12 protein-coding genes are annotated in these 14,545 nt (G+C 74.9%); 10 read left to right on the top strand and 2 right to left on the bottom strand.

What is annotated here, in order from left to right; all coding sequences use genetic code 11:
• Window positions 1-12: 12 nt before the first annotated feature.
• Together ACKTSN_RS41150 and ACKTSN_RS41145 are read right to left on the bottom strand one after the other, a co-directional pair.
• Entirely contained in the window at window positions 13-1,473 is a 1,461-nt protein-coding gene (locus ACKTSN_RS41150; protein ID WP_409473719.1) for an FAD-dependent oxidoreductase, read from the bottom strand.
• A gap of 64 nt (window positions 1,474-1,537) precedes the next feature.
• Complete coding sequence (locus ACKTSN_RS41145) at window positions 1,538-2,761, bottom strand: polysaccharide pyruvyl transferase family protein (protein ID WP_409473718.1); 1,224 nt, start codon at window positions 2,759-2,761, stop codon at window positions 1,538-1,540.
• 601 nt (window positions 2,762-3,362) lie between these two features.
• Between ACKTSN_RS41145 and ACKTSN_RS41140 the strand changes: the two genes are divergently transcribed.
• From ACKTSN_RS41140 to ACKTSN_RS41095, 10 genes are all read left to right on the top strand, one after another.
• Entirely contained in the window at window positions 3,363-4,361 is a 999-nt protein-coding gene (locus ACKTSN_RS41140) for an NAD-dependent epimerase/dehydratase family protein (RefSeq protein WP_409473717.1), read from the top strand.
• Between the two features lie 81 nt (window positions 4,362-4,442).
• On the top strand, window positions 4,443-6,104 hold the full coding sequence (locus tag ACKTSN_RS41135; RefSeq protein WP_409473716.1) for a carbamoyltransferase family protein: 1,662 nt from the start codon (window positions 4,443-4,445) through the stop codon (window positions 6,102-6,104).
• Window positions 6,104-7,174 (top strand): glycosyltransferase family 2 protein, encoded by a 1,071-nt coding sequence (locus tag ACKTSN_RS41130; RefSeq protein WP_409473715.1) that lies wholly within the window; start codon window positions 6,104-6,106, stop codon window positions 7,172-7,174. Before ACKTSN_RS41135 ends, ACKTSN_RS41130 begins: the two co-directional genes overlap by 1 nt.
• The gene (locus ACKTSN_RS41125; protein WP_409473714.1) at window positions 7,171-7,779 is read left to right on the top strand and encodes a D-glycero-alpha-D-manno-heptose-1,7-bisphosphate 7-phosphatase; all 609 of its coding nucleotides are present in this window, start codon (window positions 7,171-7,173) and stop codon (window positions 7,777-7,779) included. The genes ACKTSN_RS41130 and ACKTSN_RS41125 overlap by 4 nt, the downstream gene beginning before the upstream one ends.
• Window positions 7,776-8,936, top strand: a complete 1,161-nt coding sequence (locus ACKTSN_RS41120) for a glycosyltransferase family 9 protein (protein WP_409473713.1) — start codon at window positions 7,776-7,778, stop codon at window positions 8,934-8,936. The genes ACKTSN_RS41125 and ACKTSN_RS41120 overlap by 4 nt, the downstream gene beginning before the upstream one ends.
• Complete coding sequence (locus tag ACKTSN_RS41115) at window positions 8,933-9,898, top strand: glycosyltransferase (RefSeq protein ID WP_409473712.1); 966 nt, start codon at window positions 8,933-8,935, stop codon at window positions 9,896-9,898. Before ACKTSN_RS41120 ends, ACKTSN_RS41115 begins: the two co-directional genes overlap by 4 nt.
• Complete coding sequence (locus ACKTSN_RS41110) at window positions 9,895-11,163, top strand: glycosyltransferase (RefSeq protein ID WP_409473711.1); 1,269 nt, start codon at window positions 9,895-9,897, stop codon at window positions 11,161-11,163. The genes ACKTSN_RS41115 and ACKTSN_RS41110 overlap by 4 nt, the downstream gene beginning before the upstream one ends.
• Window positions 11,164-11,310: 147 nt before the next feature.
• Complete coding sequence (locus ACKTSN_RS41105) at window positions 11,311-11,967, top strand: D-sedoheptulose-7-phosphate isomerase (RefSeq protein WP_409473710.1); 657 nt, start codon at window positions 11,311-11,313, stop codon at window positions 11,965-11,967.
• A complete protein-coding gene (gene rfaE2, locus ACKTSN_RS41100; RefSeq protein ID WP_409473709.1) occupies window positions 11,964-13,358 on the top strand; it encodes a D-glycero-beta-D-manno-heptose 1-phosphate adenylyltransferase in 1,395 nt (464 codons plus the stop codon). The genes ACKTSN_RS41105 and rfaE2 overlap by 4 nt, the downstream gene beginning before the upstream one ends.
• Window positions 13,355-14,428, top strand: coding sequence for a glycosyltransferase family 9 protein (locus ACKTSN_RS41095; protein WP_409473708.1), 1,074 nt, complete (start codon window positions 13,355-13,357; stop codon window positions 14,426-14,428). The genes rfaE2 and ACKTSN_RS41095 overlap by 4 nt, the downstream gene beginning before the upstream one ends.
• Window positions 14,429-14,545 lie beyond the last annotated feature (117 nt).

The raw sequence follows: 14,545 nt of genomic DNA, 5'->3' as shown, positions 1-14,545 counted from the left end.
CGGAGCGCGGCGTCAGCGGGGCTGTGGCGCGGGTGCGTCGGCCTCGATGTCCAGTCGGGCTCCCTGGCGCAGGAGTTCCTGCTGGACGAGGTGGTACGGCACGTCGCGCGGGCTGCGGCCGAGGCGGGTGGCCAACGCGGCGCAGGCGCCTGCCGCCTGGCCGGTCGCCATGGCGATGGGCATCACACGGTAGGAGGAATGTGCCACGTGCGAGCCGGAGATGCAGCGCCCGGCGACGAGCAGTCGGTCCGTTTCGCGGGGCAGCAGACAGCGCAGCGGGATGTCGTAGAACCGCCCACGGGGGACACGCTTGAGGACGGTGCCGCTTCCCCTCGGGTTGTGGATGTCGACGGGATAGGCGCCGTGTGCGACGGCATCGGGGAAGGAACGCGCGGCCAGGATGTCGTGTCCGGTCAGGTGGTAGTCGCCGAGGATGCGGCGCGTCTCCCGTACGCCGACCTGGGTGCCGCTCTGCACGACGTACGACTGCTCGAAGCCCGGTACGTGCAGGCGCAGGAAGCGTTCGATCTGCTCCAGTTGGCGGCGGGCGACGTACTCGGCACGGCTGAGGTCCCACACGTCGATGCCGAGCGCTCGCGTGACGCGGGTGCTGTTGACACTCACCTCACGAGGGTGCGGTGTGCCGAAGAACAGGATGTCCTCGCGGGGCAGGCGCAGTTCGCCGGACTTCGTGGCCTCCTCGACGAGGTCCCACAGGCCGTGCACGCCCCGCCACTGGTCGGGATGCTCGTGGACGTACTCGGCGAACCGCGGCCGCAGGAAGTCGACGACCCGGAACATGAGCGTCATGGGCTGCACCAGCCCGTCCTCCGGGCGGCCGACCTCGCTCGGCGCCCCGCAGGCCGCGGCCACATCGCCGTCGCCCGTGCCGTCGACGACGACATCGGCGTCGATCACCACCGGACCGGACTTGGTCTCGAAGACCACCCGCCAGCCCTCGCCGTCGTCGAGCGGCAGCGCGGCGGAGGCGAAGGAGTGGAAGAGCATGCGTACGCCCGCCTCGTCGAGCAGATCGAGGAGGACGAGTTTGAAGATCTCCGGGTCGAAGGGCACGGTGTAGCCGGTGTCGAGGGAGGGCGGGGTGCAGCCGCCGCGCTCGTCCAGCCGTTCCAGCAGCCGCCACAGAAAGCCGGCGACCACCGCCTCGCCCTCGCCGTGATCGGTGGGCAGCAGCCGGTCCCCCTCCTCGCCGGGCCCGGCGAACACGGCCTGTTTCTGCTCGTTGTGGAACGACATCAGGGGCATGACGAGTGCCACGGTGGCGTTGCCGCCGAGGAAGCCGTAGCGCTCCACGAGCACGACGTCGGCCCCTGCGTCGGCCGCCGCGTGTGCCGCCGCGGTTCCGGCCGGGCCGCCGCCGACGACGAGGACCTCCGTCCGGCCCGCGTGGTGGGCGGAACGCGGAGGCAGGGTGATGGTCCGGGGCTGTGGCGGTCGTTCCAGGATCGGCATCGCTATTTCCCGTCGGGTGGTTTCTCCGAGGGCGGCGGGGCGGTCTCGCCCGGGCTGCGGTCCCTCAGGTCGCGGTTCCGGTGCCCGGCCGGAGCAGATGCAGCCCGGGCTGTTCGGGACCGGCCCGGTCACCGGTCTCGTGGTCCAGGGCGTCGAGCACCGCGCCGCACCGGACGCAGGTCTCCCGGGCGAGGGCCCGCAGCTGCTGAATCCGGGCGTCGAGATCGGCGCGCCGCTGCGGGAACTCGTCCCAGAGCCGATCGACTTCGGCCAGCAGCAGCCCGGCCTGCTCGCGCGCCACCCCGACCAGGGCCGGTGCGCCCATACGCCGGGCGAAGTCGAAGACCTTGCCGGAGTAGGGCAACGGCAGCACGGGCAGTCCGGCGAGCGCGGCGAAGATCACGAAGTGCAGTCGCATGCCGACCACGAGGTCGAGGTGGCTCATGAAGCCGAGGACCTGGCCGGGACTGTAGATGCTGTGCAGGATCCGCCCCCGGTCCGGTGCGGTCATCCGGGACAGGACGCCGTGGGCGTGGTGCACGTCCTGCCGTTCCATCGGGACGAAGACCACATGGGCGTCCAGCCGCCGTACGAGGAAGTCGGCGACGTCGGCGAGGAGCGCGTGGTAGTCGCTCTCGTCGAGTTTCTCCGCCGCCCGGCCCGGTTCGCGCACCGACATCCCCACCAGCCGGGTCGCTGCGGGGATGCCCTCCTGCCGCATCATCTGCTCGGTGAAGGGCTCGGGCGGCAGCAGCAGCGCCGGGTCGGCGGTGACCGTGAGATCGCGTTCGAGCCCGGCCTCCTCCAGTACGAGCCGTGATTCCTCGTCCCGCACCACGACCTCGTCCATCACCGGCAGCACGGCGCGCACCGCCTCCCGGTCGTCCGCCTCGCGCAGCGGGCCCGCGCCGACGGCGTAGGCGAAGGTGCGCACACCGCGGGTCTGGGCCGCCCGCACCAGCCGCAGGTAACGGCGGGCCTCGCCGTCGTAGAGGATGCCGCCGCCGCCGAGCACCAGCACGTCCAGGCCGGACAGGACGTCGAGGACCTGTTTCTGCGGGACGCCTTCCCAGTCCACCACCCGGTCGGCGGTCGGCTGGTGGGCGCGGGTGTGCTCGGCGTTCCGGCTGAAGACGACGAGCCGGGCGTGCGGGCGGTGGCTGCGCAGGCAGCTCATGACGCAGGTCAGGATGGCCTCGTCGCCCAGGTTGAAGCCGCCGTACGAGCCGAGCAGGCCGATGTGCGGGGCCGGTCCCCCGGGCCGCGGACGCTGTGTGGTGGTGGTCATCCGGAACTCCTGTTCCGTGGAGCTGAAGAGCAGGGCGTCGGTCCGGGACAGCTCTGCGGGCGCGGCGGGGAAGCGGTCGGACTCTGGTGGGTCGCTGCCGCGGGCTCGGGCCCGAGTTGCCGCCACAACTCGGGAGAAACCCCCTCGCTGCGGTGCTTTCCGGCGGCAGCGGACAGGGAAGCAGGCGGGGGGCCGTCGGCGCCGGCAGCGAGCTGCGCCACCGCGGGATCTTCGCCCGGCGGCCCACTCCTACGCTCATCCTTCCATGGGACCGCGGTCGGCACCATCGCAGTGACATGAGGCGGCGGCGCGGGCGGCGCCGCGATTGAGCGGCAGCCGGCGGGGAAACCGGCGTCGCATGTCCACTGCTCGGACGGCCCGCCCGCCCGGGCCGCGGGTGCTCACTCTCCGTCGCTCACTCGATTGCCGTACACCACCGAGCCGCCGGCGCCGGGGCGGATGAGGCTGATGTGGGTACCCGACGACCTCTGCGGCGTGTGCGACCGGGCGCCGGCGCCGGGGCGGAACCAGAAGGTCCCCGGATCGGCGACGGGCGTACGCCATGCCGTGGATGCAGTGGCCCCGTGCAGAGGAGACCTGAATGAGCACCACTTCTTCCCGCGACTGGGAGCACGCCGTCGTCACCGGCGGCGCGGGCTTCGTCGGCTCGCACCTGTGCGCCGCCCTGCTGGACTCGGGCGCGGCGGTCACCTGCGTGGACGACTTCTCCACCGGCAGGCCCGAGAACGTGGCGCCCTTACTGGACCGGCCCGGATTCACGCTGGTGCACGCCGATGTCGCCGAGCGGCTCCCGATCGACCGGCCGCCCGATCTCCTCCTGCACTTCGCGTCCCCCGCGTCCCCCGCGGACTATCTGCGGCTGCCCCTGCACACCATGGAGACCGGCAGCCTCGGTACCCGCAACGCCCTGGAGCTGGCGCACCGCAGTGGCGCCCGTTTCGTGCTCGCGTCGACGTCCGAGGTCTACGGCGACCCGCAGCAGAACCCCCAGGACGAGCGCTACTGGGGCCATGTGAACCCGGTCGGGCCCCGGAGCGTGTACGACGAGGCCAAACGGTTCGGTGAGGCGCTCACCACCGCGCACGCCGAGGCCGAGGGCACCGACACCTGCATCGTGCGGCTGTTCAACACCTACGGCCCCCGGATGCGCGGCCACGACGGCCGCGCCGTACCGACCTTCGTCCGCCAGGCACTGGACGGTGAACCCCTCACGGTCACCGGCGACGGACGCCAGACCCGGTCGCTGTGCTACGTCGACGACACCGTCCGGGGCGTTCTCGCGGCCGCCGGGCACGGCATGCGCGGCCCGGTCAACATCGGCAATCCGACCGAGATCACCATGCTCGATCTCGCCCGCCTGGTCATCGAACTGACCGGATCCAGGTCGGAGATCCGCTTCGTCGAACGCCCGACGGACGACCCGGCGGTGCGCTGTCCGGACATCACGCTGGCCCGCGACAAGCTCGGCTGGGAGCCCGAGGTGGCCGCCGAGGAAGGCCTGCGCCGCACGATCGACTGGTTCCGTACCGCCGCCGGCAGCGACCGGCTCGCGGTGGACGGCAGGCCCACGGACCCCTGACCGCCGTCGTCGGCCCGCCACGAGCGCTCCGCCCCGGCCGCCCGCCCGGCTCACCCCACCTCGCGAAGACCAGGACCCCCTATGCGCATCCTCGGAATCAACGCCCTCTTCCACGACCCCGCCGCCGCCCTGGTGGTCGACGGCCGTATCGTCGCGGCTGCCGAGGAGGAGCGGTTCTCCCGGCGCAAGCACGGCAAGCGGCCGGTTCCCTTCTCCGCCTGGGAGCTGCCGGAGAAGGCCGCCGCGTGGTGTCTGGGCCGGGCCGGTATGCGCCCGCAGGACCTCGACGCGGTCGCCTATTCCTACGACCCGCAGCTCGCTCGGCCGGCCGAGTCCATGGGCCTGGACGATCCCTGGGACCACCTGCGGCAGACCTACGCCCGCGAGGCACCCGGCTTCCTCGCGTCCGCGCTGCCGGGCCTCGACCGCGAAAGGGTGCACTTCGTGCCGCACCACATGGCGCACGCCGCATCCAGCGCCTTCGCCGCCCCCGACGCGGGCGACTCGTCCGTCCTGGTCCTGGACGGGCGAGGGGAGCGTGCCTCGCATCTGGCCGCGCGCCGGGTCGGGCAGCGGCTGGAAGCACTGCACGCGCAGGAACTCCCCCATTCCCTGGGCCTGGTCTACGAGGAGCTCACCGACCATCTCGGCTTCCTGCGCTCCTCCGACGAGTTCAAGGTGATGGCCCTCGCCTCGCACGGCACTCCGCGGATGCTGCCCGAACTGCGGCGCCACGTGTACCCGACGGGCGACGGCGGGTTCCACGCCACCGGCGTCCCCTGGCACGAGTTCTGCCCCCCGAGGGCCTCCGACGAGCCCTGGACGCAGGACCACGCGGACGTCGCCGCGTCCGCGCAGGCCGTCCTGGAGGAGACGCTGCTCGACCTGGTGCGCTGGCTGCACGGACGGACGCACCACGGCATGCTCACACTCGCCGGGGGTGTCGCACTCAACTGCGTCGCCAACTCCCGTATCGCACGCGAGGGGCCCTTCTCCCAGGTGTGGGTGCAACCCGCGGCCGGGGACGCCGGCACGGCGCTGGGCGGCGCGCTGCTGCTGGCCGCGGGCGCGGGGGACGCGCCGGAGCCCATGCGGGGCGCCGACCTGGGCAGGGACTGGTCGGACGCGGAGCTCGGCGCGTGGCTGAAGACGGCGGCCGTACCGTTCGAGCGGCCCGCGGACATCGCGACGACCGTGGCCGAGGCCCTCGCGGACAATGGGATCGTCGCCTGGTTCCAGGGCCGCTCCGAGTACGGCCCCCGGGCTCTCGGCCACCGCTCGCTGCTGGCCCACCCCGGGCACGCGGGCAATCTCGAACGGCTCAACGACGTCAAGGGCCGTGAGCAGTTCCGGCCGGTGGCGCCCATGGTGCTGGCCGACCGCGCCGCCGAGATCTTCGACGGTCCGCTGCCCAGCCCGTACATGCTGTTCGTCCACGATGTGGCCGAGGCCTGGCGGGACCGCATCCCGGCTGTCGTGCACGTCGACGGCACGGCCCGCATCCAGACCGTGGACCGGGAACAGGAGCCGCTGGTCGCCCGCATGCTCACGGCGTTCGAGCGGCTCACCGGGTTGCCGGTGGTGGTCAACACCAGCCTGAACACGGCGGGCCGGCCCATGGTGGACGATCCGCGCGACGCGCTGGAGTGCTTCGGCTCCTCGCCCGTCGACCTGCTCGCCATCGGCCCCTACGCGGTCCGGCGCGGTGACTTCTTCCACGCGGCCGGCGACGGGAGGGCGTGATGGCGCAGTACGCAGCCCAGCGGGCGCACACCGAGTACGCGGTGGTGATCCCGACGCTCGGCCGCCCCAGCCTGGACGCCTGTCTGCGCGCGCTGGCCCGGGCCGGCGGACCGCCGCCGGTGCGGGTGGTCCTCGTCGACGATCGCCCGGACCCCTCGCGCGCGCCGCTGTCCGTCGACGTCCCCCAGGCGCTGCGGTCGCTCGTCACGGTCGTCCGGGGCCGGGCGCGGGGTCCGGCCGCCGCGCGCAACGCGGGGTGGCGGGCGGCCGGGCATGTGCCCTGGATCGCCTTCCTCGACGACGACGTGGTGCCCGGCCCCGCCTGGGGCGAGGATCTCGCCCTGGACCTGGCCGCGGCGACACTCCGTACGGGCGCGATCACCGCCCGTATCGACGTCCCTCTCCCACCGGACCGCCGGCCCACGGACTGGGAACGCAACACCGCCGGGCTCGCCACCGCCCGCTGGATCACGGCCGACATGGTGTACCGCCGGGCAGCGCTGGAGGCGGTCGGCGGATTCGACGAACGGTTCCGGCGGGCCTTCCGGGAGGACGCGGACCTCGCCCTGCGGGTGCTCGCCGCCGGGTGGACCGTGTCCGCCGGGGACCGCCGCACAACCCACCCGGTGCGTCCCGCCGACCGCTGGGTCTCCCTACGTCTCCAGGCGGGCAACGCGGATGACGTCCTGATGACGCGGCTGCACGGCCGCACGTGGTGGGGCCGCGCCGGAGCGCCCCGCGGGCGGCTGCCCCGGCATCTGGCGGTGACCGGAGCGGGGGTGACGGCCCTCGCCTGTGCGGTTCTGGGCAGGCCCCGGGCGGCCAGGGCCTGCGCGGCGGCCTGGCTGGCCGGGACGACGGAGTTCGTGCTGGCGCGGATCGTGCCGGGACCCAGGACCCGGGACGAGATCGTCACCATGGCACTGACCAGCGTGGCCATCCCACCCGCCGCCGTCTGGCACTGGCTGCGGGGGCAGGTGCTCCACCGGGGGACGCCGCCGGCCGTCGTGCACGGCTCCGGTGAGCCGCCGCCTGCCCGGCGGCCTGATCGTGAACGGGTGCGCTCATGACGCACCCGAACTCCGCGCCGTGGCTGTTCGACGGGCCACCCGATGCCGTGCGGCCGACGGACGGCTATCCGTCGGCGGTCCTGTTCGACCGCGACGGCACGCTGGTCGTCGACGTGCCGTACAACGGCGACCCGGCGCGGGTCGAGCCGATGCCGACGGCGCGGGAGGCCGCCGACGCCGTGCGCGCGGGGGGCGTTCCGATCGGGGTGGTGAGCAATCAATCCGGCGTGGCGCGCGGGCTGCTGACCTACCGTCAGGTGGCAGCCGTACGGCATCGGGTCGACGAGCTGCTCGGCCCGTTCGGGGTGTGGGCGGTGTGCCCGCACGGACCGGACGACGGCTGCGGCTGCCGCAAACCCGCGCCGGGCCTGGTGCTGGCCGCGTGCGCGCGGCTCGGTGTCCCGGTGGAACGCACCGTCGTCATCGGTGACGTGGAGGCCGACGTGGCCGCCGCCCGCGCCGCGGGGGCCCGAGGCGTCCTGGTGCCCACCTCCGCGACCCTCCCGGAGGAAACCGAACGCGCCGAGGCCACGGCCCCCGACCTGCTCACGGCGGTTCGTCTCGCGCTCGACCCGGCGCCCGACCTGGTGGCGGGAGAGCCATGACGGCCGGCTCCCGAAGCCTCCCCCGCTCCCTGGTCGTGCGCCTGGACAGCGCAGGCGACGTCCTGCTGGCCGGCCCTGCCGTCCGCGCGGTGGCCGCCGGGTCCTCGTACACGGCGCTGCTGTGCGGGCCGCAGGGCATCGGCGCGGGTGAGCTGCTGCCGGGCGTGGACGAGGTGCTGGTGCACGAGGCGCCCTGGGTGGGCGTGGAGCCGGCGCCGGTCTCGCGGCCGGCGACCCGGGAGCTGCTCCAGGCACTGTCGGCCCGCCGTTTCGACCGTGCGCTGATCCTCGTGTCGTACCACCAGAGCCCGCTGCCGGCGGCCCTGCTGCTGAAGCTGGCGGGGGTCGGCTGGACGGCGGCCGACAGCGAGGACTACCCGGGCGCCCTCCTCGACCTGCGGCACCACCGGCAGCAGCACCGGCACGAGGCCCAGGCGGCCCTTGACCTGGCCCGGGACGCCGGGTTCGCGCTGCCGCACGGCGACGACGGTGCCCTGCGCGTCACGACCCCGCCGGACACCACGCCGCTCACCGGCTCCGAGCCCTACGTGGTACTCCACCCCGGCGCCGCCGTGCCCGCGCGGGCGTGGAGCCCCGAGCGGGCGACCCGGGCCGCGGCCGCGCTGTCCGCCGCGGGGTTCCGGGTCGTCGTCACCGGCGGCCCCGGCGAGCTGGAGCTGACCGCGCGGGTCGCCGGCCGGCACGCCGTCGACCTCGGCGGGCGCACCGATCTGCGCCAGCTGGCCGGGGTCCTGGCCGGGGCGCGCGTGGCCGTCGTCGGCAACACCGGCCCGGCGCATCTCGCGGCCGCGGTCGGGACACCGGTCGTCTCCCTGTTCGCCCCGGTCGTGCCGGCCGAGCGCTGGCGGCCGTACGGCGTCCCGCACGTGCTGCTCGGGGAACAGGAGGCCGCCTGCGCGGGGAGCAGGGCCCGGCGCTGTCCCACGCCGGGACATCCGTGTCTGGACGGGATCGGCGACGCGGAGGTGCTGGCCGCGGTCGCCGCGCTCTGCGAGAACCGACCAGTCGGGATGAATAACTTCAAGCAGACAAGGAAGTCGAATCGGACGGATCCGGTTGCGGGTCTGCCTCCTGAGCCGCCCGCCCCCCACGAACTCGGCGGCACCGCCGAAACGGAACGAGGAGCGACCAGATGAACATTCTGTTGTGGCATGTGCACGGCTCTTGGACGACGGCGTTCGTCCAGGGACCGCACACCTACCTCGTTCCTGTGACCCCTGGCCGCGACGCGGACGGACTCGGCCGGGCCCGCACGTTCGCCTGGCCCGCGTCGGTGCGGGAGGTGACCCCCGAGGAACTGCGGGAGGCGGAGGTGGACCTGGTCGTCCTCCAGCGCCCGCACGAAAGGGAATTGGCCGAGCGATGGCTGGGCGGTCGCCGACCCGGGCGTGAACTGCCCGCCGTGTACCTGGAGCACAACGCGCCGGACGGCAACGTGCCCGACGCCCGGCACCCCTTCGCCGACCGGGACGACCTGACGCTGGTTCATGTCACCCACTTCAACCGCCTGTTCTGGGACTGCGGCACCACCCGCACCGAGGTGATCGAGCACGGCATCGTCGACCCGGGGCACCAGTACACCGGTCGGCTCGCGCGTGCCGCCGTCGTCGTCAACGACCCGGTGCGGCGCGGCCGGTACACCGGCACGGATCTGCTGCCCGCCCTGTCCGAGGCGGCGCCGCTGGACGTCTTCGGCATGCGCACCGAGGGCCTCGCCGAGCACCTCGGCGTGCCCGAGCAACGATGCCGCTCGGCCGACCTTCCGCAGAGCGAACTGCACGCGGCCATGGCCGAGCGCCGACTGTATCTGCATCCGGTGCGCTGGACGTCCCTCGGCCTGTCGCTGCTGGAGGCGATGCATCTGGGCATGCCGGTGGTGGCGCTCGCCACCACGGAGGCGGTCGAGGCGGTCCCACCGGGTGCGGGCACGCTGTCGACCCGGCCCGAGGTGCTCGCCCGGGCCGCCCGGCGCTATCTCGAGGAGCCTCGGGCCGCGGCCGAGGACGGCGCCCGGGCACGCCAAGCGGCTCTCGGACGGTACGGGCTCAAACGCTTCCTGGACGACTGGGAGCGTGTGCTGACGGAGGTGGGCGCATGACCTCGTGGACGGGATCCCTGCTGCACACCCATGACGGCGACGGCCCCGGTTCCCTGGCGATCGCGCTGGTCTCCGAGCACGCGAGCCCGCTGGCCGCGCTGGGCGGGGTGGACGCCGGAGGGCAGAACGTCCACGTCGCCTGCCTGGCGAGCGCGCTCGCCGACCGCGGACACCGGGTCACCGTGCACACCCGGCGCGACGACCCCGACCTGCCCGACCGGGTCGTCCTGCGCGAGGGGGTCGAGGTGCACCACGTGCCCGCCGGACCGGCGGAGCCGATACCGAAGGACGAACTGCTGCCCCACATGGGGGACTTCGCCCGCCATCTGACCCGGGTCTGGCGGGGCCGGCCGCCCGACCTCGTGCACTCGCACTTCTGGATGTCGGGCCTCGCCGCACTGCGGGCGGTGGGCCCGCTGGGCCTGCCCCTGCTGCACACCTACCACGCGCTCGGCACGGTGAAGCGACGCCACCAGCAGCTGGCGGACACCAGTCCGCCGCAGCGGATCGCCCATGAGACGGATGTGGGCCTGGGCTGCGACCGGGTGATCGCCACCTGCCGGGACGAGGTCGTGGAGCTGTCCAGGATGGGCATCCCCTCCGACAGGGTGAGCATCGTGCCGTGCGGGGTCGACACCGACCTGTTCACCCCCCGGGGCCCGGCCGCGAAGCGCCGCACCCACCGCTACCGGCTGCTCCAGCTCGGACGGCTGGTCCCGCGCAAGGGCGCCGCGGTCTCCATCGCCGCGCTGGCCCGGCTGCCCGACACGGAACTCGTGGTGGTCGGCGGCCCGCCCGGGGACCGGCTCGATGACGACCCGGAGGTGCGCCGACTGCGCGCCATCGCCCGTCGGGCGGGGGTCGCCGACCGGGTCCACTTCACCGGCGGGGTGCCCAGCCGACAGGTGCCCGCGCTGCTGCGGGGCGCCGACGTGGTGCTGTGCCCGGCGTACTACGAACCGTTCGGCATCGTCCCGCTGGAGGCGATGGCCTGCGGCAGGCCGGTCGTGGCGAGCGCGGTGGGCGGCCATCTGGACACCATCGCGGACCCCGGCACCGGACGTCTGGTGCCGCCCCGCGATCCCGAGGCCCTCGCCCGGTCCGTTGCCGATCTCCTCGCCCGTCCCGAGGCACGGGAGGCGTGCGGCGCGGCCGGGCGCCGTCGCGTCCTGCGCCGGTACGGCTGGGGACGCGTCGCGGCCGAGACGGAGGCGGCGTACTGCGCCGTCCTGGACGCCCAGCAGGCCGTGACGGGGGTGGTGTGACAACTCCTTTGCCATCACCCCCTCGTCCGCCGGGCCCGGGTGACGCACCCGGCTCCCGACAGCTCTCCGACCGATCCCGGAGCACCGACGCCCGAAGGAGGTGCGGGTCCGGCCGCCGTCCAACGCGACGCGGTACGCCCGGCCAGCATGAGCGAATTCCCTGCGTCACCTGCCCTCGAAGCCGCCCATGTGCACTGCCGGTCCCTCGAGCAGGCGCTCGTCCGGCTGCGCCGCGACGGCCTCGCCCGGATCGCGGAATGGGGCGGCCGGCTCGCCGCGGTGCTGCCCGCCGGCGGCCGGCTCCTGGCCGCCGGCAACGGCGGAAGCGCCGCCCAGGCCCAGCATCTGACCGCCGAGCTCGTCGGCAGGTACCGCCGCGAGCGCCCCGCCTACTCGGCCATCTCCCTGCACGCGGAGACCTCCAGCCTGACCGCCCTGGGCAACGACTACGGATTCGACCAGGTGTACGCGCGCCAGGTGGCCGCCCACGGCCGCCGCGGGGACGTCCTGGTCCTGCTGTCCACCTCGGGCCGCAGCGCCAACCTGATCAGCGCGGCCGTGACCGGCCGGTCGGCCGGGCTGCGCGTGTGGGCCATGACCGGGCCGCAGCCCAACCCGCTGGCCGAGGCCGCCGACGAGACGCTGTGCGTCGCGGCCGACAGCACGGCGACCGTCCAGGAGGCCCACCTGGTCGCCGTACACCTGCTGTGCGAGGCCTTCGACGCGGCACTCGCCCCCCGGGCCGCGTCGGCCAGGCGCCCCTCCGCGCCCCGCGCGGTCGCGGACCGCAGGAGGGCGTCGTGACGGGGCTGAAGCCGCTGGTCGTCGTCGGGGACGTGCTGCTCGACGAGGACATCGAGGGCGTCGCCACGCGGCTGTCCCCGGACGCCCCGGCGCCCGTCGTCGACGTCGCCCGCGACCGGCGTCACCCCGGAGGTGCGGGGCTGGCCGCCGCGTTGGCGGCCCGGGGCGGGCGTGAAGTGGTCCTGGTGACCGCGCTCGGCGACGACTCCGCCAGCGAGGCCGTACGCCGTGAACTGAGCGGCCGGGTCCGGCTGGTGGAGATCCCGCTGACGGGCAGCCTGCCGGTGAAGACCCGGGTACTGGCCGGCGGCCGCCCGCTGGTGCGGATCGACCGGGGCGGGGGTACGCCCGGCGAGCCCGACGGGGCCGTGCGGGACGCGTTGGCGCAGGCCCACGCCGTGCTCGTCGCCGACTACGGGCGGCACACGGCGAGCGCCGTGCGGGAGCATCTGGCGGCCGTCGTCCCCCGCACTCCGCTGGTGTGGGACCCGCACCCCAAGGGCGACGCCCCTGTCCCGGGAGCCCGGCTCGTCACGCCGAACGCCGCCGAGGCGCGCAGCCTGTGCCCCGACGAGGGCGACTCGCTGCGGGCGCACGCCGAGCGCGGGGCGCGGCTCGCGGACCGCTGGCAGGCCGCGGGTGTCGCCGTGACGCTCGGGGAGCGGGGGGTGCTGCTGGCCCGGCCCGGGGGCGGGACACCGATGCTGATCCCGGCGCCGTACCGGGCCGTCGGTGATCCGTGCGGTGCGGGCGACTGCTTCGCCGCCTCCACCGCCGGTGCCCTGGCGGACGGCGCGCTCCCGGAGGAGGCCCTGCAGCGGGCCGTCGCGGAAGCCGCCGCGTTCGTGGCGGAGGGCGGTGCCGGGAACCCGGCGCTGTGGCGGACGGCGCCCCCGGCCGACGCGGCCGGCGCGCCCGGGACCGACGCGTTCGCACTCGCCGAGCAGGTCCGGGCGCGCGGGGGCACGGTGGTGGCCACCGGCGGCTGCTTCGATCTGCTGCACGCCGGCCATGTCGGTCTGCTGGACAGCGCCCGGGGCATCGGCGACTGCCTCGTCGTCTGCCTCAACTCGGACGCCTCCGTCGCCCGGCTCAAGGGCCCGGGGCGCCCGCTCAACCCGGTGGCGGACCGCGTCCGCGTCCTCGAGGCCCTCGGCAGCGTCGACGCCGTCGCGGTCTTCGACGAGGACACCCCGGAGGAACTGCTCACCCGGCTGCGGCCCGACGTGTGGGTGAAGGGTGGCGACTACTGCGTCCAGGACCTGCCGGAGGCGGAGGTCCTGCGCGCGTGGGGCGGCCAGGCGGTCGTCCTGCCGTACCTGGACGGGCGGTCCACGACGCTGCTGGCCCGCCGTGCCGCGGAGGCCGCCGTGCCGCCGCCCGCGCCGTGAGGGCCGGTGACGGCGGCACGGCGGCCCGGCCCCGGCCCCGGGCGCTGGTGCTGCGGGCGCTCGGCCTCGGTGACCTGCTGACTGCGATTCCCGCCCTGAGGGCGCTACGGCGGCACCTGCCCGGCCACGAGCTCGTGCTGGCCGCCCCCGATCGACTGTCCGGGGCAGTCGCCGCGACCGGCCTGGTGGACCGGCTGCTGCCCGCGTCCGCCGCCGGACGGGCGGTACCTGCCGCACTGCCGTGGGACGGACCGGCACCCGACCTCGCCGTGGACCTGCACGGCAACGGCCCGCCTAGCCACCGGCTGTTGCAGCGGCTGCGTCCGCACCGGCTGTTCGCCTACGCGCACCCCGAAACACCCGACATCGCCGGCCCCGCCTGGCGGGAGGACGAACACGAGCGGGACCGCTGGTGCCGGCTGCTGCGCTGGTACGGCATCCCGGCGGACCCCGCCGACCTGCGGATCCCGGCGCCCACGGCACTCTCTCCCGCACCCGGCGCGGTCCTCGTGCACCCTGGGGCCGACGCACCCGCCCGCTGCTGGCCGAGGGAACGGTTCGCGGCCGTGGCCCGGGAACTGTGCCGGTCGGGTCACGACGTCGTGGTGACCGCGGGCGCGGGTGAGGGTGCGCTGGCCCGGTTCGTGGCGGCGGAGGCCGGTCTGCCGCCGAGCGCGGTCCTGGGCGGTGCCGGTGACGTGCCGTTCGACCGGCTGGCCGCGCTCGTCGCGCGGGCCCGCTGCGTGGTGGCCGGCGACACCGGGCCGGCCCACCTGGCCACGGCGCTCGGCACCTGCTCGGTCGTCCTGTTCGGCCCGGTCGCCCCTCGCCTCTGGGGACCGCCACCCGACGCGCGGCACCGGGTGCTGTGGCACCCGGGCGACGACGACTCGCCCCGCCCCGGCGACGCCCACGGCCGCCTGCCGGACGAACGCCTGCTGAGAATCGGCGTCGACGAGGTCGTCGAGGCGGTACGGGAACTGCTGGAGCCGGGCCAGGACGTGGGGCGCGAGGAATGCGGCGCGGCGGACACCGGTCGGCCCCCAACTGTCGGACGTGTCCGCCGCTGAGCCGATGCGGACCTCCGGCCGCCGAGCAGGTGGCGCGCCGAGACCGCCCAGGGCGAGCCGCCCGCCGGCGCCGAACCCCCCAGCGCCGGATCCGGAGCCGCGCCCGGGTGACCCCGA

Origin of the sequence: Streptomyces flavusporus (assembly GCF_046267975.1) — a bacterium.
Taxonomy (GTDB): Bacteria; Actinomycetota; Actinomycetes; order Streptomycetales; family Streptomycetaceae; genus Streptomyces; species Streptomyces flavusporus.
The sequence above is the reverse complement of the archived record's forward strand: the minus strand, read 5'-3'. Positions and strand labels throughout refer to the sequence as shown.